The sequence below is a fragment of the Leisingera sp. M527 genome, assembly GCF_025141525.1.
Taxonomy (GTDB): Bacteria; Pseudomonadota; Alphaproteobacteria; order Rhodobacterales; family Rhodobacteraceae; genus Leisingera.
The window spans coordinates 1,639,721-1,665,847 of sequence record NZ_CP081037.1 but is presented as its reverse complement, the minus strand read 5'-3'; the positions used below and the strand labels follow the sequence as shown (position 1 = coordinate 1,665,847).

Genomic DNA, 26,127 nt, shown 5'->3' with positions numbered 1-26,127 from the left:
CCGGCTGCGTATGATGCGGGCTTCCGGGCGCATTCCCGCGCCGCAGCCATCCAGACGCCATGCCCGTAGATCCTTCCGAGCTCTCCACCTGGAGCCATGTCAAATATTATGGCAGCAACCTGTTTCTGCGCGGGCTGCTGGTTGGCACGCGGCTGATCCCCTATGGGTTGAGGGTGCCCATGATGGGCCGGCTGGTGACAGCTATGGGCCGGCTGGCCGGGTTCGAAAAGCGGGTGCGCAGCAACCTGGATCTTGTCAGCCCCGAGCTGGCGGAAATTGATCCCCGCGCGCTTTACCGGGACGTCAGCGATAATGCGGGCCGGATGATAGCCGAAATCTATGCCGGCGCCCCTTTTCACGACCGCGCCAAGGCTGCCCCCATTACCGGCCCCGGCCTGAAAGCGCTGGAAGAGGCCCGTGCAGCAGGACGGCCGGTCCTGCTGGCAACGGCGCATTTCGGCAATTACGATGCCGCCCGCGCAGCGCTGTTTGCCCGCGGTTTCGAGATGGGTGCGCTTTACCGCCGGATGGCCAACCCTTATTTCAACGACCATTACGTGGCAGCAATCAAAGGCAACGGCGAACCCCTGTTCGAACAGGGAAAGCGCGGCATGGTCGCGCTTGTCCGGCATTTGAAAAAGGGCGGCATCGCGGCAATCGTCACTGATCTTCACGCCCAGGGCGGAGAGCTGATCGATTTCTTCGGCAAACCTGCGGTCACCTCTACCGTGCCGGCCGAACTGGCGCTGAAATTCGGCGCTGCTGTCATCCCTGTTTACGCGGTGCGCCAGGACAACGGTCTGGACTTCGAGATCGTGATGAGCGCTGAGATCCCGCATTCCGATCCGCTCACCATGACCAAATCCCTCAGCGCGGATCTGGAAGCCATCGTGCGCAAGCACACCGGCCAATGGTTCTGGATCCACCGCCGCTGGAAACCCTATGTTCCGCTGCCCAAACCCGGCAGGAAGGCAAATCCCGAGGCGGGCTGACTCAGGCTGCTACTCGGCGCGGGCAGCGGCAATGATCCGGCCAAAGGGTGCCTCTTGCACCACGACGGCAGCAGGCTGGCGGCCCGGCACCGGGACTGACAGTTCCAGATCCCCTGCCCCGTCCCATTCCGCTGCGATTTGCCAGTCTTCCACCACATTGGCATAGCTCAAGGTCTTACCGGCCAGTTCACCGCGGGTGATATTGACGGATCTTTCGGGCGTATAGCGCACCAACTGCACCAGCAGCCTCGCGTCGCCCATCTGCACCCGAGGCTGCAGCCGGATCACCAGATCCTCCCCGTTCCGCTCCACCGAAAGCGACACCGGACGCGGCTTGGATTGGTGTTTACCGATGGCATCGGCCACCTCCATTGCATCGGCGCCGACCACATCATCCTGACCCATAATGATCATTTGCGGCGTATAGATCATTCTGCGCCCGCCCGCATGCGCATAGCCCTTTTGCCGCTTGGTATGGGACGGCTTGGCAAATTGATCCTTCCAGCCGATGTAATCCCAGTAGTCCACGTGCAGCGCCAGCGGCAGCACATCGTCGCGCGCAGCCAGCTCATGCAGCAGTGCATCGGCCGGCGGGCAGGACGAACACCCCTGTGACGTATAAAGCTCTACCACCACAGGTTCCGCTGCGGATTGGCCGTATACCGGCAGGGCCAGGCCCCAAGCTGCAATGATCGACGCCAGAAGTTTCATGAATCGCCCGCTTCGTTTGTTAGGCTTCTGGTCTAAAGATGTGCCTGCAAATACGCCAATCAATCATTTTTGAGCCGGGATTGAACGGAGCAGGCCCGTTGCACCGCAAAAAATGTGTACTATTGCATACAAAAGTGCCCCCTGCGGCGATTGGGCTATTGAATGCTTAATCTTCCTCATGCATTTAGCAGGCAGCGAATTCCCCGATTTCAAATCCTTGAGGGAGGCCAAACATGCCTATCACCGTCGGACAAGACAATGCCAAAGCGCGTAAAACGCTCAGCGTCAACGGCAAGTCGATCTCTTATTATTCCATCCCCGCAGCCACCGAAGCAGGCTTTGGCGATTTCTCCAAGCTGCCCGCCGCGCTGAAGGTGGTGCTGGAAAACATGCTGCGCTTTGAGGATGGCGGCTTTTCCGTCTCCACCGACGACATCAAGGCCTTTGCCGAATGGGGTGCCAACGGCGGCAAGAACCCGCGTGAGATTGCCTACCGCCCGGCCCGCGTGCTGATGCAGGATTTCACCGGTGTTCCCGCCGTTGTCGATCTGGCTGCCATGCGCGACGGCATCGTGGGGCTGAAAGGCTCGGCTGCCAAGATCAACCCGCTGGTCCCCGTTGATCTGGTCATCGACCACTCGGTTATGATTGACGAATTCGGCAACCCGCGCGCGTTCCAGATGAATGTCGACCGCGAGTATGAGCGCAACATGGAGCGCTACCAGTTCCTGAAGTGGGGCCAGAACGCGTTCAACAACTTCCGCGTTGTGCCGCCGGGCACCGGCATCTGCCACCAGGTGAACCTGGAATACCTGTCGCAAACCGTCTGGACCGATGTGGATCAGAACGGGGATGAGGTCGCCTATCCGGATACCCTGGTTGGCACCGACAGCCACACCACCATGGTCAACGGCGCGGCCGTGCTGGGCTGGGGCGTTGGCGGCATTGAGGCCGAGGCCGCGATGTTGGGCCAGCCGATTTCGATGCTGATCCCCGAGGTCATCGGCTTTGAGCTGACCGGCCAGATGCTTGAGGGCACCACCGGCACCGACCTGGTGCTGAAAGTCGTGGAAATGCTGCGCGCCAAGGGCGTGGTTGGCAAATTCGTCGAATTTTATGGCACCGGCCTGGACCGTCTGCCGCTGGCAGACCGGGCCACCATCGCCAACATGGCGCCTGAATACGGCGCCACCTGCGGTTTCTTCCCGATCGACAATGAGACCCTGCGCTACCTGCGCAACACCGGCCGCGACGAAGACCGTATCGCGCTGGTCGAAGCCTACGCCAAGGAAAACGGTTTCTGGCGCGGTGCGGACTATGCGCCGGTCTACACCGACACCCTGTCGCTGGACATGGGCAGCATCGTTCCGGCGATTTCCGGCCCGAAACGCCCGCAGGATTATGTCGCACTGACCGGTGCCAAATCCGCCTTCTCGAAAGAGATGGAAGAGACCTTCAAACGTCCGATGGGCAAGGAAGTCGCCGTCAAGGGCGAAGACTACACTATGGAATCGGGCAAGGTCGTGATCGCTTCGATCACGTCGTGCACCAACACCTCGAACCCTTATGTGATGATCGGCGCTGGCCTGGTCGCACGCAAGGCGGCGGCCCTGGGCCTGGACCGCAAGCCCTGGGTCAAAACCTCGCTGGCACCGGGTTCGCAGGTCGTGTCCGCCTATCTGGAGGCCGCTGGCCTGCAGGAGGATCTGGACAAGGTCGGCTTCAACCTGGTGGGCTACGGCTGCACCACCTGTATCGGCAACTCCGGACCGATCCAGCAGGAAATTTCCGAGGCAATTGCCGAGGGCGATCTGGTGGCAACTTCGGTGCTGTCGGGCAACCGCAACTTTGAGGGCCGCATCTCGCCTGACGTGCGCGCCAACTACCTGGCCTCGCCGCCGCTGGTGGTGGCCTATGCGCTGGCCGGCACCATGGACATCAACCTGGCGTCCGATCCCATCGCTCAGGACAAGGACGGCAATGACGTCTATCTGAAAGACATCTGGCCCTCGACCCAGGAAGTTGCGGAACTGGTTGAGCAGACCGTCACCCGCGAGGCCTTCCTGTCGAAATACGCTGACGTCTTCAAGGGCGACGAGAAGTGGCAGGCGGTGGAGACCACCGATGCGGAAACCTATGACTGGCCCGCAACCTCGACCTACATCCAGAACCCGCCCTACTTCCAGGGCATGGGCACCGAGCCGGGCACCATCTCGAACATTAAGGACGCCAAGGTTCTGGCGGTTCTGGGCGACATGGTCACCACCGACCACATCTCGCCCGCGGGTTCGTTCGCGACCACCACGCCCGCAGGCCAGTATCTGCTGGAACGTCAGGTACAGCCGCGCGAGTTCAACTCCTACGGTTCACGCCGCGGCAACCACGAGATCATGATGCGCGGCACCTTTGCCAACATCCGCATCAAGAACGAGATGCTGGACGGCGTTGAAGGTGGCTATACCAAAGGCCCCGATGGCGAACAGACCTCGATCTTTGATGCCTCGATGGCGCATCAGGAAGCAGGCACCCCGCTGGTGGTGTTCGGCGGAGAACAGTACGGTGCGGGCTCCTCGCGCGACTGGGCGGCCAAAGGCACCGCGCTCTTGGGCGTCAAGGCTGTGATCGCTGAAAGCTTTGAGCGTATCCACCGGTCCAACCTGGTTGGCATGGGTGTGATCCCGTTTGAATTCACCGGCGGCGACAGCCGCAAATCGCTGGGCCTGACCGGTGAGGAAACCGTGTCGATCAGCGGACTGGACAGCATCCAGCCGCTGCAGGAAGTGCCCTGCGCAATCACCATGGCGGACGGTTCTGTGAAAGAGATCACGCTGAAGTGCCGTATCGATACCGCACCCGAGATCGAATACATCGAACATGGCGGCGTGCTGCACTATGTGCTGCGGAACCTGGCCAAGTCGTAAGACAACAGTGAAGCGAAAATGTGAAAGGGCGCCCGCCGGGCGCCCTTTTTATGTCAGGGATGCTGCAGACCGTCCGGGCTACGGAGCGATGGTACTGCTCAGGATCTCTGCAATCGTGCCGTCTGCCTGCAGTTCGGAAATCACCCGGTTGAACACGTCCAAATAGGCATCTGCGCCAGCACTCCGCGACAGGCCAAAGTGCGAATAGGTGCTGGAAATCGGAGTGGCAACAGACGCAATTCTGTTCTGCCAGCCGTTTTGCACGACGTGGTAGCGCCCGACCGCGTCATCAATTGCGATAAGGTCAAGCTGACCAAACAGCAGCATTTGCATCAGGCCTTCCACATCGCCGCCGCGAACGATCCGGTTGTTGTTTTCAAAGGCGCGTTCCATCTCCTGATCAATCACGCTGCCGTTCACCATCCCCAGCCGCAGCCGGGAAATCCGCGCATATCCTTCGTCAAGATCCAGCCCTTGCGGATAGCGCTCGCGGTTGTACCAGAATGTGTTGGTCTGCAGAAAGGTCGGCTCAGTGAAGGCCAGATAGGAAGCGCGCGCGGTGGATTTAAACAACGGAAGGATGCCGTCGGCCTCCCCGGATTCAGCCTGTGCTAGGCAGCGCTGCCAAGGCAGCAGAACAACAACGGCCCTTAGCCCGTCAATCCGGTCCGTCACGGCCTCCAGCAGTTTGACCTTCAGCCCGCCATCAGGAATGCCGCCGGATCCCAGCGTGTAGGGCGGATAGGGATCATAGCAGAATGTCAGTACAGAGTCGGCACGCGCAGTGTCAGCCAACCCGCTAAGGGCAGCAAAGCATGCCAGCAGCACTTTGACGAATCCAGTCGGCTTTTCCACTCTCCTAGCCTTCTCCATACGGGCGGTATCCAGCTTAGCAGGATTGCACATTACCGCTCCCGCTTGCCTTATGCTTCCGACCTATCCCACAGTAAAATGAAAGAACCTGTAATGGCATTGCCAGTGTCTTTCCGAATTGGCGCAGGCACAACCAAAGCGATATATTCCTGGTATCAATACCTGCTATACCGCCCGGTTCAGCTGTGTAAACATTAAGCATGAATACATCTTTTCCCCTCGCGACACTCCTTGATTGACCGGGTCTAATATCATGAAAGAAGCTGTAATAGCAGTCGTTTACCCGGATGTGGACACATTTGACGAACACGTTGAGGCAGTTCTGGAAATGCTTCCGGAAACCAGACGTTTTCCTGGCTGCATTGAAGCCCATGCCGGCATTAACCGCGCGCGTTTTGAAATTGCCGTTTTCCACCTATGGGAGTCGAATGACCATTTGGAGCGCTATTTGGTCTGGCGTGCCGACCGCGGCGATCTGGACGCCCGCAGCGCCACCATGCGGCGGGAGCAGGATTTCCGGACTTTTTCGGTACCATAAGACCCCGGCCTTCGTATTGAAAGCGCGGCATGGCGCCCGTGCCGCCGGGTACTGCGTTGCATTGCACACTGGCTGTTCGCAATCTGCAGATTGCCTTGGGCACACACCTTAGAAAAAGTGGTGGCATGAAACACACAGACAGCATCACAGGCTATCACGCCCACATCTATTTTGATGAAAACACCGCAGTGCAGGCCCGCGCTCTTTGCCAGCGTGCTGCCGAACTCTTTGGAGCAGAGATGGGGCGCATGCATGAAAAACCCGTCGGACCGCACCCCAAATGGTCCTGCCAGCTGGAGGCCAGCCCGGAGCAGTTTTCCAAGTTGCTGCCTTGGCTGGCATTGAACCGCGATGGGCTGATTGTCTTTGCCCATCCGGAAACCAGTGACGCCCTGGCTGATCATCGGGATCACGCGATCTGGATGGGAACAGGCCTGGCGCTGGATCTCAGCATCTTCGACTGACGTTTGCGCAAATTTACCAGAAGTTTCCAGTTGCCCGTCAAGCTGGCCCAGCCCGCTGAACATGGAGCGTTTCGTGACGGAAGCTGTGATCATTCAATTGCACCCGCTGCCCGGTAAATACACCGAGCTGGCAGTTCTTGTGAAAAAGATGGTGGAGGCGGCTCGCGGTTTTCCGGAATGCCAACAAGCCGAAACCCTTCTCGCCCCGGACCGGGACGAGATTTCGGTCTTTCAAAGATGGACTTGCGCGGAGGCGTTCAGCGAGTATCTGATTTGGCGTTCCAAGCAGGAAGACCTAACGCTTGCCTTTGCGCTGTCGTCAAAGGAACCGGACTTCCGCAATTTCACCCTGCATGATCCTGGCTAAGGCGCTGCCGCCTGTTTACTGACCTGCCGCCTTTTCCATCGCCGGGCGCAGGGTGTTTTCGATCACCCGCTGGGTAATCGGTCCGGCCCAACGCAGTACAATTTTGCCTTCACCGTCCACCACATAGGTTTCCGGCACGCCGTACACGCCCCAGTCGATGGCCATGCGGCCCTTCTCGTCGCGGCCAATCGCTGCGTAAGGGTCGCCCAGCTCATTCAAAAAGGCCTCGGCATTGGCCAGCTGGTCCTTGTAGTTGATGCCGTAAACCGGAATGCCCTCGTTGGACAGCGCTTCCAGGTTCGGATGCTCGGCCCGGCAGGGCGCGCACCAGCTGGCCCAGTAGTTCACCAGCTTCACACTGCCATCGCGCAGGGTTTCGTCTGTGAACATCTCCTTGCCAGGAAATTCGTCCAGCGCTAGCGGCGGCGCGGGCTGGCCTTCGCGCGCGGACGGCAGGCTGTTGGGGTCTTCGCGGAACATGCCCACCAGGGCAAGGCCGACAAAACCCGCAAACACGATACCGGGGACCGCCATCAGCGGAGAGATCTTAGCCATTGCGCTTCATCCGGGTTTCCAGGGTTTCCATTTCCCGGCGCACCTTGCGGCCGCGCAGAATTGTCAGCACCACCAGCGCCAACAGCAGCAGCAGCGAGGCACCATAGGCCGACAGCACCGTATCGGCGTATTTTCCAAGATCGGGCATCAGGCCTCCAGCCGTTCGCGCGCCATCAATGCCTTGATGCGGCGGGCGCGGATTTCGGTACCAGTGCGGTAGAACACCAGTGCAATGAACAACAGCACAAACCCCGCCATGCAGACATAAAGCGGGTTGGAGAACGCATCAGCCACGTTTTCCTTTTCATCAAGGCTCAGCGACGCGCCCTGATGCAGCCCCTGGTTCCAGAAGTTCACTGCATAGCGGCTGAGCACCGCAAAGACCGACCCCACCAGGCACAGAATTGAGGTCAGGTCCGCGGCGGTGTCGGGATTGTCGATCGCCTCCCACAGGGCAATGTAGCCGAGGTAGAACAGGAACAGCACCAGGAAAGACGTGAGGCGCGGATCCCAGGCCCACCAGGTGCCCCACATCGGCTGGCCCCAGATCGCACCGGTGATCAGCGCGATAACCGTCATTACAATACCCACGGGCGCCGCAGCCCGGGCGGCCAGCGCGCTGACGTGATGGCGGCGGATCACCCAGACCAGCGAGGTCACAAGCATCATGAACCACGCGTTAATGGCCATCAGCGCGGCAGGCACATGCAGGAAGATGATCTTGACAGTGGAGCCTTGACGGTAATCGTCAGGCGTGAAGAAAAATCCCCAGATCAGCCCCGCGCTGATCAGCACGGCAGAACTGATCCACAAGACCGGCATCACCTTTTCGGTGGTGGTCAGGAACTTCTTTGGATTGGCGTATTTCCAGATCGACATGTTGGCTATTTAGCTCTTGTTCTCGGGTTTCTCAATTCACGGCTCGTTGAAACCGCCTAGCGCAAATTGACGCGCAGGACAGCGGCGCTGGCAAAGGGCAGCAAGGCGATGGAGGCGGCGGAGATGCCGGCCAGCAGCAGCATCGGTGTTTGAACAGCCATGCCTTCAGCCCCGCGGCGGGCCACTTCGGAGCCAAAGATCAGCGTCGGCACATACAGCGGCATCACCAAAAGCGACATCAGCAGCCCGCCGCGTTTCAGCCCCACAGTCAGAGCGGCGCCAAAGGTGCCAATAACGGACAGTGCAGGCGTGCCCAGCAACAGGGAAACCACCAGCCATTGAAAGCCTTGTGCCGGCAGGTTCAGCAGCACCCCCAGCACCGGTGCCGCCATCACCAGCGGCAGCCCGGTAGTAATCCAATGCGCCAGCGCCTTGATCGTCACCGTGCTTTCCAAGGGCAAGGGGGCTGTGGCCAGCAGATCGAGCGAGCCGTCCTCCCAATCCAGCGCCAGCAGCCGGTCAAGGGACAAGAGGCAGGCCAGCAGCGCGCCCAGCCACAAAACGCCTGGAGCGATGCGAGCCAGAAGATCGGACTGCGGACCGACGGAAAACGGCACCATCACAGTTACGATCAGAAAGAACGCAAGGCCAAGGCCAAAGCCGCCGCCGGCCCGGAAGGCCAGCCGGAGATCCCGTATCAGCAGCGCAATCACAGGAAACCTCCATCAAAGTCATCCAGCGCCAGCGGCTTGGCCTTATAGGGGCCAACGTCCAGCACCCCGGCCTCCAGCCCCAGATCGATATGGGTGGCAATCAGGGCAGAACCGCCCTGCCCCAGATGCGTGCGCACGGCATCAGCAAACATCGCTACCGAGGTTTTATCGAGGCTTACAGTCGGTTCATCCATGATCCAGATGGGCCGCCCGGTAACCAGCATCCGGCTGAGGCCAAGGCGGCGCTTCTGGCCCGCTGACAGCGCACCTGCCTGCCGGTCTCGCAGGGCTTGCAGATCAAACCCGTCCAGCGCCTGTTCAATGCCATTGCGGCCAAAAACACTGGCCCAGAAGGTTAGGTTCTCCGCCGACGTCAGCGTCGGCTTCAGCCCGTCTGAATGGGCGGCATAGGCGATCTGATCCTCGGCTCCTTCGACTCGCCCCTTCAGCGGCGGCTGCAATCCGGCAACAGTGCGCAGCAGAGTTGTCTTGCCAATGCCATTGGGACCGCGCAGGATCAGCGCCTTGCCAGGCGCCAGAGCAAAATTCAGGCCCTCAAGCACCGGTATACCGCCGCGCGCCACGCTCAGATCCGTCACAGTCAATGTCATGAAGTTCGCTTATCCCGTTGTGCCCGCGCATCAAAAGACCATGCAGCCGCATCCCGCTTTGCGGCAGGTCAAATACATCTTCAGAAAGTCAGACCGCCAGCGCCGCCATGGCAATCCGGCGCCCCTCGGACAGCAGCACATTATAGGTGCGGCAGGCGGCGGGCGAGTTCATCACCTCAACCCCCAGCCCGGCCCCTTCCAGCGTTTTGCGCAGTTCCGCCGGGATATGAGCAATCTCTGCGCCGGTCCCGATGAACAGCACGTCGACCTCCCCCGCCAGCGCCAGCAGCGGCGCGTCATCCGCATAGCGGCCCCAGGCCGATGTCCCTGCCGCCGAGGTCAGCACCGCGCCCTGATGCACCTGCCCGCCGATGCGGAAGAATCCTGCGCCATAGCCGTCAATCGGCTGCGCGTCGGAAAAGCTCACTTCATTCAGGCGCATATGGGGGGGTCCTTTCAGTCAAACACCGGGAGGCTGGATAACACGGCCAGCGCAATCACGGAATAGGAGGCAAAGCGATAGAGCTTCTCCAGCTTGGGATCAAACAGCGCCTTGCCGGTCAGCGTGGTGACAACATAGGGGATGCCCAGCAGTGCGGCCAGGATCACCGCCTGCAGGCTGGCCAGCCCGCCAAAGACCAGGTTGACCGCAATCACCACATCCAGCGCCGCCAGAAACACGATGGTGTTGGCGCGCACCCGCGCCACATCACGCACATTAGCCAGGTAAAAGACAATGATCACCGGTCCTGTCAGACCGGTCATGCCGCCAACCATGCCAGCCGCCCCGCCGATGCCAAACCGGCCGGGCCAGCCCAGCCGCCCCTGCCAGCGCCAGCCGGAAACAACTGCCGCCAGCGTCACCCCGATCACGCCTGCCGCCAGCCAGCGCAGGGTCAGCGGATCCAGCTGCGACATCACCCACAGACCGGCCGGAACGGTGACAGCGGCGGCCATTGCCAGCGCGCCGACCTCGGCCTTGTCGGCCTTGCTCCAGGCCTGCGGGAACAGGGTGATGGTGGAAAACACCCCCATCAGCACCATCAGGAACACCACATCTGCCGAGGGCAGGAATTGCGCGCCGACGGGCACAAAAATCATCGCGGTGCCAAAACCAGTGAAGCCGCGGACTAATCCCGCGGCTCCAATAGTCAGCAAAAGCCAGAACAACCCCGGCGTGGCCAGGGCTGCCTGAAAGGCCTCAAGCATCGATGTTCGAGAACTGGTTGCCGGTGGTGTTTGCCTGTTTCGACCAGTCGCGCTTCACCCCCAGTTTCAGCAGGATGGTGGAGGCCACAAAGACCGACGAGTAGGTCCCGACCAGAACACCCCAGATCATCGCAAAGACAAAGCCGCGGATCACGTCGCCGCCCAGCACATACAGCGAGATCAGCGCCAAGAGCGTGGTGACAGAGGTCATCACCGTCCGGCTGAGGGTCTCGTTGATCGAGATATTCAGAACCTCGGCCAAATCCTTTTTCTTGTAGCGGCGCAGGTTTTCACGCACCCGGTCGAACACAACCACCGTATCGTTCAGCGAATAGCCGACGATGGTCAGCAGGGCGGCGATGATGGCCAAGTCGAACTTGATCTGCAGTTCCGAGAACACACCAATGGTCAGCACCACGTCATGCACCAGGGCCGCCACCGCGCCAAGCGCGAACTGCCACTCAAACCGCAGCCAGATATAGACAAGCACGGCGCCGATCGCGAGGGCCACCGCGTAAATCGCCGTGGTGATCAGCTCACCCGAGACCTTGGGGCCAACGGATTCGACGGACACAAACTTGATGCCCGGTGCCACCGCGTCCAGCGAAACCTTCAGCGTCTCGACCATATCGCCCGAGATTGCCTCGCCGTCGTCCTGTGCCTGGATGCGGATCATCGCGACGTACTGGTCTTCCTCGAAGGTCGGGTCAAACACCTCGGTGATCGACACATCCCCCAGCCCCAGCGGCGAAATGGCATCACGGTAAGCGCCCACATCCACGGTTTCAGACGCTTCGGTCCGGAGAGTTGTGCCGCCGCGGAAATCGATACCGAAGTTCAGCCCCTGCAGCAGGAAGGAGGCAACCCCCACCACCATCATCATGGCTGAGATGCCCAGCCACAGCTTGGCACGTTTGAAGAAATCGAATGAGGTCTTCTGAGGAACAAGTCTTAACCGCATATCACACCTCAATCGTTTTCGGACGGCGCCGTTCAAACCACATGATGATCATCAGCCGGGTGACAAAGATCGCGGTGAAAACCGAGGTCAGAATGCCCAGCCCAAGGGTGATCGCAAAGCCGCGCACCGGGCCGGAGCCCATGGCGAACAGGATCACCGCAGTGATGAATGTGGTGATATTGGCGTCAAGAATGGCGCTCAGCGCCTTGGAGTAGCCTTCGTCAATCGCCTTGGCCGGACCGCGGCCCGCCTTCAGCTCTTCTCGGATGCGTTCAAAGATCAGCACGTTGGCGTCCACCGCCATACCAACCGTCAGAACGATACCGGCAATGCCCGGCAGCGTCAGCGTACCGCCAATGAGGCTGAGCATGCCGAAAATCAGCGCGATGTTCAGGATCAGCGCCACATTGGCAAACAGGCCGAACAGACCATAGCTAAGCCCCATGAACACCAGCACCGCGATAAAGGCCACGATGGTGGCGATCTTGCCCGCATCAATGCTGTCCTGGCCCAGTTCGGGGCCGATGGTGCGTTCTTCCAGGAACTCCAAGCCTGCCGGCAATGCGCCTGCGCGCAGCAGAACCGCCAGGTTGGTGCTTTCCTCGATGCTGAAATTACCGGTGATGATGCCCGAACCGCCCGGGATATGCGACTGGATCACCGGGGCCGAGACGACCTCGTCATCCAGCACAATGGCAAAGGGCGAGCCGATGTTTTCCGCCGTGTAATCGCCAAAGCGGCGCGCACCGGAGGTGTTGAAGCGGAACGTCACCGCAGGCCGGCCGTTCTGGTCGAACGAGGGCTGCGCATCCACCAGGTCCTCGCCGGTCACTACAGCAGCAGCTTCGATAGTGTAGTAAATGCCGCTTTCATCCAGTGACGGGATGATCTTATTGCCGATACCCGGCGCCGCATCTGCGTCGCTGCCGCGGCCCACAACCGGGTTGAAAGTCAGCTGCGCGGTGGTGCCGATGATCGCCTTCAGCTCTGAAGCAGAGCCAATCCCCGGCACCTGGATCAGGATCCGGTCAGCGCCTTGGCGCTGGATGGTCGGCTCGCGGGTGCCGACCTCGTCGATCCGGCGGCGCACGATTTCCAGCGACTGGCGCACGGTGCGGTCGTCCGAGGCAATTTTCTCTGCCTCGCTCAAGCGCACCACCAGGGTGCCGGCTTCGGCGGAAACTTCAATGTCGTTGGCGCCCACACCGGTCAATGTGGTAATCGGATTGGCCAGCTCGCGCACCGCTTCCAGCGCACGGGCCATGCCTTCGGGCTTGGTTATTTTCACGCGAATCTCATCCGCCTGCCCCGGCTGGCGGCGGAACGTGCCAACAGTGCCGCGCTCGGGCCGCAGCGCATCACGCACCTCCGGCCACAGGGCATCCATCCGCGCCTCATAGACGTCTTCGACCTGCACTTCGGCCAGCAGATGCGCGCCGCCCCGCAAATCGAGACCCAGGTTCACCAGCCCCGACGGCAGATACGACGGCCACTGACCGACCGCTTGCAACCGTTCCGGCGTCCCGCCCTTGGCGATGATATCCGCCGCGGCGTCGTTGGCCTGTTCGACGCGGGTGTAAAATCCGTTTGGCAGGGCAAGCATCAGGCCGGCCGCGCACACCAGCCAGATCAGCACCCTCTTCCAGAGATCAATTTGCAGCATTGCCCTGCCTTTTCAGTTTGTTACAGGTCTAAGCTTACGACACAGGGTCGGTTTTGCTCAGCACCTGGGCAATGGTCGCCTTGATGACACGCACTTTCACGCCATCGGCGATTTCTACTTCAATCTCGCCGTCTTCCTTGACCTTGGACACCTTGCCGATCAGACCGCCCTGGGTCACGACCTGGTCGCGCACCCGCAGCTGATCAACCATCTTCTGATGTTCTTTCACCTTCTTCTGCTGCGGCCGGATCAGCAGGAAGTACATGATCGCGAAGATCAGGATAAGCGGGAGAAATTGGGCGATTGCGCCACTGTCCATGGGATTTTCCTTCTGTCAAAGCGGCATGAGGTTTCATGCCGGAAATTTGCAGCGGAACCTATGCGCTGGGGGGATGGGTTGCAAGGCTGCCGCAAAGCAAAAGCGCAGCCGGGATAGGCCGTTGCAGGATTGCCTGGATACCGTGCCGGGAAAGGCCGACCAATCCGCTTGCCCAGTGACCGGCATCCCCAAGTTGCACATAGACCGCGCGCGCCCCTTCCCCTTTGTTCACCCTTGCGTCATAGGATGGGCCTACTGATTCAAATCACAATTCAACGCTAGGAGAGACTCTCATGCATGACATCCGCGCTATCCGCGAAAACCCTGCCGCATTCGACGCCGCTGTGGCGCGGCGCGGGGATGCGGGCGTGTCATCCGAGATCCTGGCGCTGGATGAGGCGCGCCGCGCCAAAATCCAGGCGGCAGAGGCCGCCCAGGCCCTGCAGAACAAGGCCTCCAAAGAAGTCGGCGCCGCCAAGGGCCGCGGCGATGAGGCCGAGTTTGAACGCCTGCGCGCGCTGGTGGCCGAGAAGAAGGCCGAAGTGGCGGTGATGAACACCGAGGCCAAGGAGTTGGATCAGCAGCTGACCGATATGCTGGCCCGCATCGCTAACCTGCCGGCCGAGGACGTGCCCCAGGGCGCAGACGAGGACGACAATGTCGAAGTGAACCGTTGGGGTGAGCCGAGGGCGCTAGATTTTGATGCTAAGGAACATTTCGAGATTTCCGGCGTTGCTGCCGGCATGGATTTTGAAACCGCTACCAAGACCAGCGGTGCGCGGTTTGTCTTCTTGCGCGGTGCAGTTGCCCGCGTTCACCGGGCGCTGGCGCAATTCATGCTCGACACCCATGTGGACGAAAACGGCCTGATCGAAACCCAGACACCCGTCCTAGTACGCGACGAGGCCATGTACGGAACCGACAAATTGCCGAAATTCGGCGATGATAGCTATCAAACCACGAACGGCTGGTGGCTGGTTCCCACATCCGAGGTCACGCTGACCTATTCTGTTGCCGGTGACGTGCTTAACGAAGCGGAACTGCCAATCCGGCTCACCGCACACACCCAGTGTTTCCGCTCCGAGGCAGGCAGCGCGGGCAAGGACACCTCCGGTATGCTGCGTCAGCACCAGTTCGAAAAGGTCGAAATGGTCTCGATCACCCACCCGGATGAGTCTGATAACGAGCAAAAGCGCATGCTGCGCTGCGCAGAAGGGTTGCTGGAGAAACTGGGCGTCCCTTACCGTACCGTGGTGCTGTGCACCGGCGACATGGGCTTTGGCGCACGCCGCACCTTTGATATCGAAGCGTGGCTACCAGGTCAGAACAGTTACCGCGAGATTTCCTCCGTCTCGACAACCGGTGACTTCCAGGCCCGCCGGATGAATGCGCGCTTCAAGCCCGCTGATGGCGGCAAGCCGCAATTTGTGCACACACTGAACGGCTCCGGCCTGGCAGTGGGGCGCTGCCTGATCGCAGTGCTGGAGAATGGCCAGCAGGCCGACGGTTCTGTGAAACTGCCCGAGGTGCTGGCACCTTATCTGGGCGGCAAGCTGACCCTGACCGCGGATGGTGCACTGGCCTGACCCAAACGCCAGTGCAAGACAGAAACCGGCGCCATATGGGTGCCGGTTTTTTCTATTCACTCAACGCCTTACGCGCTATTTCTTCATCTTCTTCTTGCCGGCACCTTTGGCTGCCAGAATTGCCTGGGCCTTTGCCTTTTCTTTCTCGATGGCCTTTTTCGCTTTCGCCTTGACCTTCTTGGCCTTCTGCTTGGCTTTAATTCTTGCCGCTGCAAATTCCACCGCCAGTTGCGCCGCTTTACGCTTGGCTTTACGGGCCTTGGCCTGCGCCTTGGCGGCCTTATCCTCCGCTGCCCGGCGCGCGGCCTCGGCGGCTTCCAGCTTGGCGTTCAGCTCACCCTGCAACTTATCAGAAGCCTTACCTGCCGATGGTTTGACCACTTTCTTCTCTGGACTCTTTCCGTTCACGAACCGGGTCTCCTTATATTCAGGCACGCAAGATATTCAGGCACGCAAGGCCCGGCAGCCGCAGCCGTCTAAGCCTTGGCAGCCTCCAGCAGTACCACCGCAGGTCTGGTTACGATACCCGTGATGCTGTGCAGCAGCGGTTTCCCCACGCCGGCAAGATCGGATGAGCCTGGACTATTCGCGCAGGTTACGGCCCCTTACATCAAATGCCCCCCTCAGCCCGGAAAGGGCACCAGGCATTTCTTATCTTCATCCCACAGCTTCAGCGTCAGCGCTCGCACTGCTTCGGCAAATTTGATCCGGCGCAGCCCCAGTTCCGGCGGCAAGCTGTAATGGCACTGGCGCAGCCGGTAGGACGGGATGCGGGCATTGTAATGATGGATATCATGCAGGGTGATATTGGCCACCGCCATGTCGAAGATCCAGCCGAAATCCAGGCACGAGGACCCCTGCAGCGCCGCCACCTGCGGGTTCAAATCCGGACGGCGGTCCCAATAGGTGTCCTCAAAATTATGCTGCAGGTAGACCAGGAAAACACCGATCATGCCGCCCAGGAATGAAAACGCCAGCCAGATCCAGATGCCGGTTATCCCTGCCACCCGGTACAGCAGCGCCAGCATGGCCACGATCACCATATTATGCAGGACCACCCCCAGCGCCCCGAAACGCCGGGTATTTTTGGGCCAGCGGTAACGGATAAAATAGGTGAATGCCGCCCCAAGCGGCACCAGCACAAGCGGATTGCGGTACAAACGGTAGCCCAGCCGCTCCCAGAACCCGGCCGTCTTCCACTCCCGCACGGTCATGGTGTGGATCTCGCCGGTCTCGCGGTGCTCCAGATTACCGATGTTGGAATGATGCAGATTGTGGTTCTGCTTCATCACCTCAAACGGCGCAAAGGTGAAGGGCGACAGCACATGGCCGGCAATCTCGTTCTGGATCCGGGTTTCAAACAGCGAGTGATGCCCGGTGTCATGCTGCAGCACATACAGCCGCACTGCGGCAAAGGCAAAAACCACACCTGCCGGCAGCATCGCAAACCACTGGCCGGCATAGGCGACAGCCACGGTAAGCGCCGCAAAGTAGACCGCAAATGTTCCAAAATAGCTGAGCGACGCCAGCCGGTTGTCCTGTTGTGTGAATTGACGCGTATGTGTCCTCAGATCCATGAACCCGTCCCTAAAGCCGATGCGTGACAGCTGTGCAAAACGCGCATCCCGTCCAAAAAAACGCGCATCCCGTCCAAAGTAGGTTTCCAGATAACTCCGCCTTGTGCAAAAACAAGGTTATCACCGGATAATCCATTCAACTTGAAAGGTATCAATCTGCAGCAGTGAAGGAAACACAGAGAGGCTAAGCCCCGCATGAAGCAGGCAAAAGGCCGCTCAGCCCCGCGCAACGCAACAGCGCCGCCCGTCAGGGCGGCGCCGGGCCCAACGGGCCTAGGTATTTCTTTGGAAATGCCGCAGGCCGGGCGGGAGCACCCTGCCCTAGCTGGATCCGCCGCCGCGCTTATTCAAATGCTTGGCCAAAGCGCCGGCATTCTTGGCCCGCTTGCCCTTGTAGGGGTTCTTGTCGCCCTGGCCGCGCATATACAGCCGGATCGGGGTGCCGGGCATATCGAAATCTTCGCGCAGGCCGTTGACCAGATAGCGGTTATAGCTTTCCGGCAGCTTATCGGGATGCGAGCACATCACCACAAACCCCGGCGGGCGGCTTTTGGCCTGGGTCATGTAACGCAGCTTGATCCGCTTGCCCTGCGGTGCTGGCGGCGGGTGCTGTTCCAGCATGCCAACCAGCCAGCGGTTCAGCGCCGCGGTCGGCACCCGGCGGTTCCACACGGTATAGGCGCGCATGATCGCGTCATGCAGCCGGTCCAGCCCCTTGCCTGTTTTGGCCGAAACCGTCACCAAAGGCGCGCCGCGCAGCTGCGGCAGCAGGCGGCCGAAGGCTTCCTTCAGGTCGCGCAGCTTTTCCTGCTTGTTGTCTTCGATGTCCCATTTGTTGACTGCAACCACAACCGAGCGGCCCTCGCGCTCGGCCAGGTCGGCAATCCGCAGATCCTGCTGTTCAAACGGGATATCCGCATCCAGCAGCACCACCACAACTTCGGCGAATTTCACCGCGCGCAGGCCATCGGACACGGACAGCTTTTCCAGCTTTTCCTGCACCTTGGCCTTCTTGCGCATGCCGGCCGTGTCAAACACCCGCATCGGCACGCCGTTCCAGTTCATCCGCAGCGAGATCGCATCGCGGGTGATGCCTGCCTCGGGTCCGGTCAGCAGCCGGTCCTCGCCCAGGATCTTGTTGATCAGCGTCGACTTGCCCGCGTTGGGGCGGCCCACAACAGCAACCTGCAGCGGCTTGGCATCGGTCGGCTCGGGAATGCTCTCAGCCTCGTCCTCACCGATTTCTTCGTCCAGCACCACATCGGTGACCGGCGAATGATCCACCGCTTCGGATTCAAACTTCTCCGCCAGCGGCATCAGAACCGAATACAGATCCGGCATCCCTTCGCCATGCTCGCCGGACAAGCGCAAGGGCTCGCCCAGGCCAAGGCTGTAGGCCTCCAGCACACCGGCTTCGGCGGCATTGCCTTCGGCCTTGTTGGCAACCAGGATCACATGGGCGGATTTGCGGCGCAGGATGTCGGCAAACAGCTCATCGGTCGGTGTCACGCCGGTGCGTGCATCAATCATAAACATGCAGATATCGGCCATATCCACCGCCCGCTCGGTCAGGCGGCGCATGCGGCCCTCGAGCGAGTTGTCAGTGGCATCTTCCAGACCCGCGGTATCAATCACTGTAAACCGCAGGTCGCCCAGCCGCGCTTCGCCCTCGCGCAAATCGCGCGTGACACCCGGCTGGTCGTCGACCAAAGCCAGCTTTTTGCCCACAAGGCGGTTGAACAGGGTGGACTTGCCCACATTGGGACGGCCCACGATGGCGAGGGTAAAGGACATCAGACCAGCTTTCTGCGATTCAGACGCGGCTCATAACGCATCCGGGCGGCTTCCGCCACCCGGAAACACGGATCAGCGGTATGCCAGCAATTCACCCTTGGAGGAAACCACGTAAAGCGTCCGCCCTGCAACAACCGGTGCGGTGGTGGCGCCGCCCGGCACTTCAATGGTTCGCGTCAGGCTGCCGTCCTGCGGGTTGAAGAACCGCAGCAGGCCGTCGTTGGAGGCGACAATGATCTGCCCGCCCGCCAGAACGGGGCCGTAATGCACATGGATCCGACCGCGCTTGCCGGGCTTGTCCTTCAGAAACCCAGGCAGATCCACTGCCCAGACCACCTCGCCGCTGCCGCCATCCAGACGCAGCAGCCGGTTCTGGTCGCTGACCTGGAACAGGCTGCCGCCCGCGGGCCATGCGGTTCCAGAGGCGCCTTCGCGCGCGGTCCACAGCCGGTCACCGGTTTCCAGATCAATCGCCACGGTGCGGCCTGAGTTGTTGCCTGCGTAAAGGCGCTTGCCCGAAACCACCGGCGCACCGGTCACATCGCTGATCCGCGACAGGGTCTGACCCGTGCGCTGGCCGGAGACCGACGCGCTCCAGCGCCGCAGGCCGCCGCGGCGGAAGGTGGCGATCAGATCGCCGGATCCAAAGGCAAATACCGCCAGATCATTGGTCACCACAGGCGCAGGCGCGCCAAGGATGTTCGACGCCGAGGGCGAAGCCTCAATTTGCCAGGCGATGCGGCCGTCTTTGGTGTTGACCGCCCAGCCGGTGTCATCGCCAGCCACCAGATAAACCAGCCCGCCGCTGACCCGCGGCTGGCCGGATCCGGTGGCGTCCAGCTCCTGGCGCCAGATCAGGCTGCCGTCAGCGGCGTTCAACGCCGTCAGCACGCCATAGCCCGAGGAGATGTAGAGCACGCCATCGTCATAGGCCAAACCGCCACCGGTTGCCTGGCCCTCGTCATCTGCTGCCGGGATCAGCGTGCTGCGCCACAGCACCTGGCCCTGCGGCGATACCGCCGAGACCTGTGCTGCGCTGTCCAGCGCGTAAATGCGCCCGCCGCCGACAACCGGTGTTGCGGTGATACGCTGGCGCCGCCCATCGCCGTCGCCGATGGACGCGGACCAGATCCGCTGCGGCGCCGCCGACAGCGCCGGATGCGATGTGCGGGTGGCCTCGGCGCCGTGGCCCTGGGCCCAGCTTGCGTTTGCCACCTGCTTGGGCAAGGAAATCGCGCGGGATTGATTAACCACCTCAATTGCGGCCTCTGGACGGATGTCCTCGCGTTCGCCGCGCAGGATGATCTCCTCCTCCGAACAGGCGGCCAGAATTGCCACCGCTGCGGTGCCGCACAAAAATGCCCGTGCCCGGGAGAAAGTTCTGTTTTTTGTCATTGCCCTGCCCTGTCTGCCGTTCGTGTTCCGCAAGTTCCCATCCGCGGAGCGCCTTACCCCTCAGGCGCAGAGGCATCCCCAACGGAGCCGCCAAGCGCCACAATCACCTGAGTGGCCCGTTCTTTCAAGTCCGCACTCACAGCCGCATCCGCCGCAATCCCGCGAAGCCGGGTGATTGCGGCAGCGCTGTTGCCCTCTTCAATCTCCAAAAGCGCCAGCTGTTCGGATGCCAGCAGCGCCAGCGGCGCGCCCGGCTGGGCCAGCGCCTCATATTGCAGACGCCGGTCGCCGGCGCTCAGGGTTCCGGACTGCAGGGCCAGCGCCTTAAAACTGGCGATATGGCGGTAAATCAGCGGCAGCTCGCCATTGACTGCCACGGCTTCCAGCCGCGCCACTGCCTCAGCAGTGTTCCCCGCGTCCGCCAGCGCACCGGCTTCAAGCATCTTCAGAATGGCCGCGCCGCCTGCGCTTTCGGCTGAAACTGCAGCCAGCGCTTCGGACCGGCTGCCGCTGCCGTCAATCTCCAGCGCCGCGGTGATCGCATCCCCCAGCGCTTCGGCCGCCGCCTGGTCCTGTGCCTTGCTGTACTCACGAAACGCAGCGCCGCCGACGATCAGCGCCACCACAGCACCGCCGATCCAGCCATAGCGCTTCAGCATCAGGAAAAGCCGGTCACGGCGGACCTCTTCGGTCACCTCGTCGATAAAGCTGTCGGTATCGCTCATGAAAAGCCCCTGATATGCGCGGCCCGGACGTTCCGCCCAAACCGGTATTGAATGCGTTGCGCCCCTCTTAACCCGGCTCAAAGCCCAAGCCAAGTGGCGCGTTTAAACCAGAAACGCCGGCAATTACGCCAGAAAAGCAAGAAATGTGAACTAAACCACTTAGTTTAGAATGGACATCTCCTATATCAGGCTTATCACATACGCGCGACTCCCGTTGTGAGCAGGCCCCGCCGTATTCTGGCTATGGCTCATTTTGCACCCGGGACCAGACAAGAAACAGGAAGACCCGATATGCGTATCATTCCGATGCTGACTGCAGTGGCTGTGACGGCCGGCCTCTATCTGGTTGTGTTTGAGCGCGACGATCTGATGGCCTTTGCCCGGGGCGAGAATGCTCCGGAGGCAGCCGAGGCCGAAACCGGCACTGATGACGGCCAGGCGCTGACCCAAGCCGCAGACACGCGCGTTGGCGTGGTGGCCCTGCAAAGCAAGGCGCGCACCATCGGCAGCGCGGTCATCCTGCGCGGCCAGACCCAGGCGGTCCGTCAGGTCGAAGTCCGGGCCGAGATCACATCGACCGTGATATCCGAACCTCTGCGCAAAGGGTCCCATGTTAAGAAGGGCGACCTTCTGTGCGAGCTGGACCCCGGCACCCGCCCGGCCATGCTGCTGCAGGCGCAGGCCCAGCTGAAAGAAGCCCGGATCAATCTGACCGCCTCCTCTAAGCTGTCGCAGGGCGGTTATGCATCGGAAACCCGGCTGGCTTCATCCGAGGCGGCGGAGCGCACGGCGCTGGCCGCCGTGGCCACAGCAGAAAAAGAACTCAGCCACCTGACCATCACTGCGCCGTTTGACGGCCTGCTGGAAAGCGACACCGCCGAGCTGGGCAGCCTGTTGCAACCCGGCAGCCTGTGCGGCACGGTAATCCAGCTCGACACCATCAAGCTGGTTGGCTACGTGCCCGAGGCCGAGGTGAACAAGGTGACCCTGGGCGCCACGGCGGGGGCCGAGCTGGCAACCGGCCAGCAGGTGCAGGGTGAAGTCACCTTCCTCAGCCGCTCTGCCGACCCGAACACCCGCACGTTTGAGGTGGAAATCACCGTGCCCAACCCGGATCTCAGCATCCGTGACGGCCAAACGGCGGATATTGCGATTTCTTCAGCCGGCCGGCTTGCGCATAAGCTGCCCCAATCGGCGCTGACGCTGAACAACGAAGGCAAGCTGGGCGTGCGTGTTGTCGGTTCCGACAGCACCGTGGTATTCTACCCTGTGCAACTGCTCAGGGATGAGGCCGACGGCGTCTGGCTCGGCGGCCTGCCCGAAACTGCGGATGTGATCGTGGTGGGGCAGGATTTTGTGACCGAAGGCGTCGCCGTGGCGGCCACCTACCGGGAGACTGAACAGTGATTGGCATCGTCGATTGGGCTGCCGGCCGTGCCCGGATGGTCCTCGCCTTTATAGCAATCTCGCTGCTTGTCGGCGGCGTCGCCTATTCGATGCTGCCCAAGGAGGGCGAGCCGGATATCGAAATCCCTGCCCTGTTCATCTCGGTCCCCTTCCCCGGCATCTCGGCCGAGGATTCCGAATCCCTGATGGTCAAGGTGATGGAGACCGAGCTGGCCGACCTTGACGGGCTCGATAAGATGACCTCCACCGCCGCCGAAGGCTATGCCGGTGTGGCGCTGGAGTTTGATTTCGGCTGGGACAAGACCGCGATCATGGCCGACGTGCGCGACGCCATGGACAAGGCCGAGGCAGAGTTTCCCGAAGGCGCCGAGAAATACTCGATCACCGAGATCAACTTCTCGGAATTTCCGATTGTCATTGTGAACCTGACCGGCGCGGTGCCGGAACGCACAATGGCGCGTATTGCCAAGGACTTGCAGGACGACCTTGAAGCCCTGGACGCCGTACTGGAAGCCGGGATCGCCGGCAACCGCGACGAGATGGTCGAGGTGCTGATCGACCCGCTGCGGCTGGAGGCCTATAACGTCACAGCACTTGAGCTGATCAATGTTGTGCAGAACAACAACCAGCTGATTGCGGCAGGTGAAGTGGAAACCGCGCAGGGCACCTTTGCGGTCAAGATCCCCTCCTCGTTCGACGAAGTGAAGGATATCTATCAGCTGCCGGTCAAAACCAACGGCGACCGTGTGGTTACCCTTGGGGAGCTGGCGCAGATCAACTTTACCTTCGAGGACCGGGTCGGCACCGCCCGTTTTAACGGCGGCGACACGGTGGCGCTGCAGGTGGTCAAGCGCAAGGGCTACAATGTCATCGACACCGTCAACCTGGTGAAGGAGACCATCAACACGTCCAAGGCCAAGTGGCCGCCGGAACTGCAGGCAGCGGTCGAAGTCGGCACCTCCAACGACCAAAGCCGCGTTGTCGGCTCGATGGTCAGCCAGCTTGAAGGTTCGGTTCTGACCGCCGTGGCGCTAGTGATGATTGTTGTTCTGTCCGCGCTTGGCAGCCGTGCAGCACTGCTGGTCGGCTTTGCGATCCCGACCTCGTTCCTCTTGTGCTTTGCCTTCCTGGCGCTGATGGGCGTCACCATTTCCAACATGGTGATGTTCGGTCTGATCCTGGCCGTGGGCATGCTGGTGGATGGCGCCATCGTGATTGTCGAATACGCCGACAAGCGCATCAAGGAGGGCACCGGCCCGATGCACGCCTATGTCGAGGCGGCGCAGCGGATGTTCTGGCCGGTGGTGTCTTCCACCGCGACCACGCTTTGTGCCTTTCTGCCCCTGCTGTTCTGGCCCGGTGTGCCCGGTGAATTCATGGGAATGCTGCCTGTCACAATGATCTTCGTGCTGTCCGCCTCGCTGGTGGTTGCGCTGATCTACCTCCCTGTCATGGGCGGTGTCACCGGCCGCATCAGCCGCACGTTTGAAGGCGCCTCGCGCGCCTTGCGCATGGTCGCGCCCTGGTGGCTGCGCGCCGCTTTGGTGCCGGTGGCCATGTGGGGCATGTTTGCAGGCGCCATGCAGATGCTGAACCCGTCTTACCTGCTGGGCGGCGGGGCCGGCGGATTGGGCGGCGTGCTGTTTGGCGGGCTGGTCTTCACGCTTGCCTCCTTTGCCGCTTCCATCACCCTTAGCGCGGTCAAGATCGAACGCGAGCAGAAAGAAGTCGTCCCAGGCTACCACCACACACCCTTTGGCCATGTGATCAAGTTCATCGCCGGCAACCCGGTAATGCCCATTGTGACCATCGCTGTGGTCGCTTTCTCCATCATGACGGTGTTCAAGACCTTCGGTGAGAACAACCTGGGCGTTGAGTTCTTTGTGGATTCAGAACCGGAGCAAGCCACCGCCTACGTCCGCGCCCGCGGCAACATCTCGTTGCTGGAAAAGGACGAAATGGTCCGCGCCGCCGAAGATATCATCCTGCAGCACCACGCTGTGATCAACGTCTTTTCCTTTGCCGGCGACGGCGGGCTGAACACCGACAGCTCGGGCGCGCAGCTGCCGCCTGATACCATCGGCCAGGTCCAGTTTGAGATCATCCCCTGGGAAGACCGCCCCACCGACAGCGAGCCGCTGGACGGCTGGTTCGGCGGGTTGCTGAGCAAATACCTGGGGTTTGAAAAAGAACTCATTGCCGAGGAATACGACGGCAACACCGTTCTCGATGAGCTGAACGCCGAAATGGTCAAGCTGCCCGGGTTCGAAGTTGAGGTCCGAGCCCTGGCGCAAGGTCCTGCCTCCGGCAAACCAGTGCACCTGCGCCTGCGCGGCGACGGCTGGGACGACCTGACCTCTGCCACCCTGGCCGCACGGGAGCATTTTGAAAACACCCCCGGACTGATCCTGATCGAAGACAGCCTGCCGCTGCCCGGCATTGACTGGCAGATCGACGTCGATGTGACAAAGGCCGGCCGCTACGGCGCCGATGTGGCAACCGTAGGCGCGATGGTGCAGCTTGTGACACGCGGCGTGCTGCTGGGCGACATGCGGATGGACAGCTCGGACGAAGAAATCGATATCCGCGTCCGCCTGCCGGAGCAGGACCGGGTGCTGTCAACGCTCGATAACCTCAAGGTCCGCACTGCCGACGGGCTGGTGCCGCTGTCCAACTTCATCACCCGCCAGCCGGTGCCGAAACTTGCCCAGATCAACCGCATCGGCCAAGAGCGCTACTATGACGTGAAGGCCGACGTGGACGCGGGTCTGAGCAAGGCCGTGATCGAAGATCCGGATACCGGCGAAATGACCCGCTTGGCGCTGCTGAAGGACCTGCCCGAAGGCACGCAGGCAACCGGAGAAACCATCGTCTCGCCCAACGGCAAGACCCTGCAGCTGGTCCAGCTGACGGGTGCCGAAAGCCTTGAGGCGCTGAAGGCAGCATTTGAGGACGGTGCCAGGGTCAGCCCGGTAAACCCGAACGAGCGGATCGCCGTCATTACCGAGTGGCTGGAAAGCGACCCGCTGCCGCGCGGTATCGGCTGGGAATGGACCGGCGACCAGGAGGAGCAGGAGGAATCCGGCGCTTTCCTGTCCAAGGCGTTTGCCGGCGCGCTGGCGCTGATGTTCGTGATCCTGCTGGCCCAGTTCAACAGCTTCTACAACGCGGCTCTGGTGCTGCTGGCAGTGGTTCTGTCCACCACCGGCGTGCTGATCGGCATGATGGTGATGCAACAGCCGTTCTCGATCATCATGACCGGCACCGGCATCGTGGCGCTGGCGGGGATTGTGGTGAACAACAACATCGTGCTGATCGACACCTATCAGGAGTTCAGCCAGCAGATGCCGCGTATCGAGGCGATCATCCGCACCGCCGAGGCACGTATCCGCCCGGTGCTGCTGACCACTATCACCACGATGGCCGGCCTCACCCCGATGATGTTCGGCGTCAGCCTGGACTTCATCAACGGCGGCTACTCGATCGACAGCCCCACCGCGCTGTGGTGGAAACAGCTGGCAACCGCTGTGGTATTCGGCCTGGGCATCGCCACGGTGCTGACCTTGGTGGTCACCCCCTCGCTGCTGGCCATCCGGGTGTGGTTCGCCACCTACATGCGCGCCTTGGGCCGGGCGCTGTCGCGGATCACCCGCGGCCGCTCCAGCCGCATCGCGCAGGACTCGCGCCTGTTCAAAAAGGCGCGCCAGCTGCCGACGACGGAAATCCAGTGGGTCGAAAGCGAGATCCCCGAAACGATGGAAGCCCCGGCGGAGGAGGGAGAACCCGAACCGCCCGCACCGCAGGGCCGCCTGCGCGCAGCCGAATAACCGGCCACAAAAAAGCCCCGCTCCGGCGGGGCTTTTCTTT

The 26,127-nt window shown here is 61.3% G+C and carries 25 protein-coding genes; 8 read left to right on the top strand and 17 right to left on the bottom strand.

The genetic code is table 11. The annotated features are described in order from the left end of the window. The first annotated feature begins 59 nt into the window (after positions 1 to 59). Entirely contained in the window at positions 60 to 992 is a 933-nt protein-coding gene (locus K3555_RS08310; RefSeq protein WP_260008119.1) for a lysophospholipid acyltransferase family protein, read from the top strand. Between the two features lie 9 nt (positions 993 to 1,001). Here K3555_RS08310 and K3555_RS08305 read toward each other — a convergent pair whose 3' ends face one another. Continuing rightward, positions 1,002 to 1,703, bottom strand: coding sequence for a thioredoxin family protein (locus K3555_RS08305; protein ID WP_260008117.1), 702 nt, complete (start codon positions 1,701 to 1,703; stop codon positions 1,002 to 1,004). Positions 1,704 to 1,936: 233 nt separating this feature from the next. Between K3555_RS08305 and acnA the strand changes: the two genes are divergently transcribed. Then, on the top strand, positions 1,937 to 4,624 hold the full coding sequence (acnA, locus tag K3555_RS08300) for an aconitate hydratase AcnA (protein ID WP_260008115.1): 2,688 nt from the start codon (positions 1,937 to 1,939) through the stop codon (positions 4,622 to 4,624). A 78-nt stretch (positions 4,625 to 4,702) separates the two neighbouring features. On the opposite strand, the gene K3555_RS08295 is transcribed toward acnA, so the two are convergent. Then, positions 4,703 to 5,530, bottom strand: a complete 828-nt coding sequence (locus K3555_RS08295; protein ID WP_260008114.1) for an ABC transporter substrate-binding protein — start codon at positions 5,528 to 5,530, stop codon at positions 4,703 to 4,705. A gap of 220 nt (positions 5,531 to 5,750) precedes the next feature. Here K3555_RS08295 and K3555_RS08290 point away from each other — a divergent pair, with 220 nt between their 5' ends. From K3555_RS08290 to K3555_RS08280, 3 genes are all read left to right on the top strand, one after another. Continuing rightward, positions 5,751 to 6,035: an antibiotic biosynthesis monooxygenase gene (locus K3555_RS08290; protein WP_129371064.1), complete on the top strand. Its 285-nt coding sequence runs from the start codon at positions 5,751 to 5,753 to the stop codon at positions 6,033 to 6,035. A gap of 125 nt (positions 6,036 to 6,160) precedes the next feature. After that, positions 6,161 to 6,499 carry a DOPA 4,5-dioxygenase family protein gene (locus tag K3555_RS08285; RefSeq protein ID WP_260008112.1) on the top strand — a complete coding sequence of 113 codons (339 nt, stop codon included), beginning with the start codon at positions 6,161 to 6,163 and terminating at the stop codon, positions 6,497 to 6,499. Between the two features lie 73 nt (positions 6,500 to 6,572). Next, complete coding sequence (locus K3555_RS08280; protein WP_260008111.1) at positions 6,573 to 6,866, top strand: antibiotic biosynthesis monooxygenase; 294 nt, start codon at positions 6,573 to 6,575, stop codon at positions 6,864 to 6,866. 15 nt (positions 6,867 to 6,881) lie between these two features. On the opposite strand, the gene K3555_RS08275 is transcribed toward K3555_RS08280, so the two are convergent. The 10 genes from K3555_RS08275 to yajC form a co-directional block, all read right to left on the bottom strand. Next, entirely contained in the window at positions 6,882 to 7,421 is a 540-nt protein-coding gene (locus K3555_RS08275; protein WP_259991833.1) for a DsbE family thiol:disulfide interchange protein, read from the bottom strand. Continuing rightward, positions 7,414 to 7,569: a heme exporter protein CcmD gene (gene ccmD / locus K3555_RS08270; protein WP_035920135.1), complete on the bottom strand. Its 156-nt coding sequence runs from the start codon at positions 7,567 to 7,569 to the stop codon at positions 7,414 to 7,416. The genes K3555_RS08275 and ccmD overlap by 8 nt, the downstream gene beginning before the upstream one ends. After that, positions 7,569 to 8,300 carry a heme ABC transporter permease gene (locus K3555_RS08265; protein WP_260008110.1) on the bottom strand — a complete coding sequence of 244 codons (732 nt, stop codon included), beginning with the start codon at positions 8,298 to 8,300 and terminating at the stop codon, positions 7,569 to 7,571. Before K3555_RS08265 ends, ccmD begins: the two co-directional genes overlap by 1 nt. 56 nt (positions 8,301 to 8,356) lie before the next feature. After that, the gene (ccmB, locus tag K3555_RS08260) at positions 8,357 to 9,013 is read right to left on the bottom strand and encodes a heme exporter protein CcmB (protein WP_260008108.1); all 657 of its coding nucleotides are present in this window, start codon (positions 9,011 to 9,013) and stop codon (positions 8,357 to 8,359) included. Continuing rightward, positions 9,010 to 9,624 (bottom strand): heme ABC exporter ATP-binding protein CcmA, encoded by a 615-nt coding sequence (gene ccmA / locus K3555_RS08255; RefSeq protein WP_260008107.1) that lies wholly within the window; start codon positions 9,622 to 9,624, stop codon positions 9,010 to 9,012. The genes ccmB and ccmA overlap by 4 nt, the downstream gene beginning before the upstream one ends. Before the next feature lie 88 nt (positions 9,625 to 9,712). Further along, complete coding sequence (locus K3555_RS08250; RefSeq protein WP_260008105.1) at positions 9,713 to 10,066, bottom strand: Mth938-like domain-containing protein; 354 nt, start codon at positions 10,064 to 10,066, stop codon at positions 9,713 to 9,715. Between the two features lie 14 nt (positions 10,067 to 10,080). Then, positions 10,081 to 10,833, bottom strand: a complete 753-nt coding sequence (locus K3555_RS08245) for a TSUP family transporter (RefSeq protein ID WP_259991822.1) — start codon at positions 10,831 to 10,833, stop codon at positions 10,081 to 10,083. Then, on the bottom strand, positions 10,826 to 11,794 hold the full coding sequence (gene secF, locus K3555_RS08240; RefSeq protein WP_260008104.1) for a protein translocase subunit SecF: 969 nt from the start codon (positions 11,792 to 11,794) through the stop codon (positions 10,826 to 10,828). Before secF ends, K3555_RS08245 begins: the two co-directional genes overlap by 8 nt. A 1-nt stretch (position 11,795) precedes the next feature. Continuing rightward, positions 11,796 to 13,457: a protein translocase subunit SecD gene (gene secD / locus K3555_RS08235; RefSeq protein WP_260008103.1), complete on the bottom strand. Its 1,662-nt coding sequence runs from the start codon at positions 13,455 to 13,457 to the stop codon at positions 11,796 to 11,798. A 34-nt stretch (positions 13,458 to 13,491) separates the two neighbouring features. Further along, a complete protein-coding gene (gene yajC / locus K3555_RS08230) occupies positions 13,492 to 13,776 on the bottom strand; it encodes a preprotein translocase subunit YajC (protein WP_024089858.1) in 285 nt (94 codons plus the stop codon). Between the two features lie 293 nt (positions 13,777 to 14,069). Between yajC and serS the strand changes: the two genes are divergently transcribed. Further along, complete coding sequence (gene serS, locus K3555_RS08225; protein ID WP_260008102.1) at positions 14,070 to 15,362, top strand: serine--tRNA ligase; 1,293 nt, start codon at positions 14,070 to 14,072, stop codon at positions 15,360 to 15,362. 75 nt (positions 15,363 to 15,437) lie between these two features. On the opposite strand, the gene K3555_RS08220 is transcribed toward serS, so the two are convergent. From K3555_RS08220 to K3555_RS08200, 5 genes are all read right to left on the bottom strand, one after another. Beyond that, positions 15,438 to 15,797, bottom strand: a complete 360-nt coding sequence (locus K3555_RS08220) for a hypothetical protein (protein WP_259998855.1) — start codon at positions 15,795 to 15,797, stop codon at positions 15,438 to 15,440. Between the two features lie 188 nt (positions 15,798 to 15,985). Then, positions 15,986 to 16,939, bottom strand: a complete 954-nt coding sequence (locus K3555_RS08215) for a fatty acid desaturase (protein WP_260008101.1) — start codon at positions 16,937 to 16,939, stop codon at positions 15,986 to 15,988. Between the two features lie 321 nt (positions 16,940 to 17,260). Next, positions 17,261 to 18,733 carry a ribosome biogenesis GTPase Der gene (der, locus tag K3555_RS08210; RefSeq protein WP_259991810.1) on the bottom strand — a complete coding sequence of 491 codons (1,473 nt, stop codon included), beginning with the start codon at positions 18,731 to 18,733 and terminating at the stop codon, positions 17,261 to 17,263. Between the two features lie 72 nt (positions 18,734 to 18,805). Beyond that, a complete protein-coding gene (locus K3555_RS08205; RefSeq protein ID WP_260008100.1) occupies positions 18,806 to 20,128 on the bottom strand; it encodes a PQQ-like beta-propeller repeat protein in 1,323 nt (440 codons plus the stop codon). A gap of 53 nt (positions 20,129 to 20,181) precedes the next feature. After that, positions 20,182 to 20,853 carry a hypothetical protein gene (locus K3555_RS08200; RefSeq protein ID WP_260008099.1) on the bottom strand — a complete coding sequence of 224 codons (672 nt, stop codon included), beginning with the start codon at positions 20,851 to 20,853 and terminating at the stop codon, positions 20,182 to 20,184. Between the two features lie 291 nt (positions 20,854 to 21,144). Between K3555_RS08200 and K3555_RS08195 the strand changes: the two genes are divergently transcribed. Continuing rightward, positions 21,145 to 22,260: an efflux RND transporter periplasmic adaptor subunit gene (locus K3555_RS08195; protein ID WP_260008098.1), complete on the top strand. Its 1,116-nt coding sequence runs from the start codon at positions 21,145 to 21,147 to the stop codon at positions 22,258 to 22,260. Continuing rightward, complete coding sequence (locus K3555_RS08190; protein ID WP_260008097.1) at positions 22,257 to 26,087, top strand: efflux RND transporter permease subunit; 3,831 nt, start codon at positions 22,257 to 22,259, stop codon at positions 26,085 to 26,087. Before K3555_RS08195 ends, K3555_RS08190 begins: the two co-directional genes overlap by 4 nt. The last annotated feature ends 40 nt before the right edge of the window (positions 26,088 to 26,127 follow it).

Bases quoted from the DNA above. Each gene is read 5' to 3' on its own strand.
- K3555_RS08310 (WP_260008119.1), top strand. From the start codon at position 60: ATGCCCGTAGATCCTTCCGAGCTCTCCACCTGGAGCCATGTCAAATAT.
- K3555_RS08305 (WP_260008117.1), bottom strand. From the start codon at position 1,703: ATGAAACTTCTGGCGTCGATCATTGCAGCTTGGGGCCTGGCCCTGCCG.
- acnA (WP_260008115.1), top strand. From the start codon at position 1,937: ATGCCTATCACCGTCGGACAAGACAATGCCAAAGCGCGTAAAACGCTC.
- K3555_RS08295 (WP_260008114.1), bottom strand. From the start codon at position 5,530: ATGTGCAATCCTGCTAAGCTGGATACCGCCCGTATGGAGAAGGCTAGG.
- K3555_RS08290 (WP_129371064.1), top strand. From the start codon at position 5,751: ATGAAAGAAGCTGTAATAGCAGTCGTTTACCCGGATGTGGACACATTT.
- K3555_RS08285 (WP_260008112.1), top strand. From the start codon at position 6,161: ATGAAACACACAGACAGCATCACAGGCTATCACGCCCACATCTATTTT.
- K3555_RS08275 (WP_259991833.1), bottom strand. From the start codon at position 7,421: ATGGCTAAGATCTCTCCGCTGATGGCGGTCCCCGGTATCGTGTTTGCG.
- ccmD (WP_035920135.1), bottom strand. From the start codon at position 7,569: ATGCCCGATCTTGGAAAATACGCCGATACGGTGCTGTCGGCCTATGGT.
- K3555_RS08265 (WP_260008110.1), bottom strand. From the start codon at position 8,300: ATGTCGATCTGGAAATACGCCAATCCAAAGAAGTTCCTGACCACCACC.
- ccmA (WP_260008107.1), bottom strand. From the start codon at position 9,624: ATGACATTGACTGTGACGGATCTGAGCGTGGCGCGCGGCGGTATACCG.
- K3555_RS08250 (WP_260008105.1), bottom strand. From the start codon at position 10,066: ATGCGCCTGAATGAAGTGAGCTTTTCCGACGCGCAGCCGATTGACGGC.
- K3555_RS08245 (WP_259991822.1), bottom strand. From the start codon at position 10,833: ATGCTTGAGGCCTTTCAGGCAGCCCTGGCCACGCCGGGGTTGTTCTGG.
- secF (WP_260008104.1), bottom strand. From the start codon at position 11,794: ATGCGGTTAAGACTTGTTCCTCAGAAGACCTCATTCGATTTCTTCAAA.
- secD (WP_260008103.1), bottom strand. From the start codon at position 13,457: ATGCTGCAAATTGATCTCTGGAAGAGGGTGCTGATCTGGCTGGTGTGC.
- yajC (WP_024089858.1), bottom strand. From the start codon at position 13,776: ATGGACAGTGGCGCAATCGCCCAATTTCTCCCGCTTATCCTGATCTTC.
- serS (WP_260008102.1), top strand. From the start codon at position 14,070: ATGCATGACATCCGCGCTATCCGCGAAAACCCTGCCGCATTCGACGCC.
- K3555_RS08215 (WP_260008101.1), bottom strand. From the start codon at position 16,939: ATGGATCTGAGGACACATACGCGTCAATTCACACAACAGGACAACCGG.
- der (WP_259991810.1), bottom strand. From the start codon at position 18,733: ATGTCCTTTACCCTCGCCATCGTGGGCCGTCCCAATGTGGGCAAGTCC.
- K3555_RS08205 (WP_260008100.1), bottom strand. From the start codon at position 20,128: ATGACAAAAAACAGAACTTTCTCCCGGGCACGGGCATTTTTGTGCGGC.
- K3555_RS08200 (WP_260008099.1), bottom strand. From the start codon at position 20,853: ATGAGCGATACCGACAGCTTTATCGACGAGGTGACCGAAGAGGTCCGC.
- K3555_RS08195 (WP_260008098.1), top strand. From the start codon at position 21,145: ATGCGTATCATTCCGATGCTGACTGCAGTGGCTGTGACGGCCGGCCTC.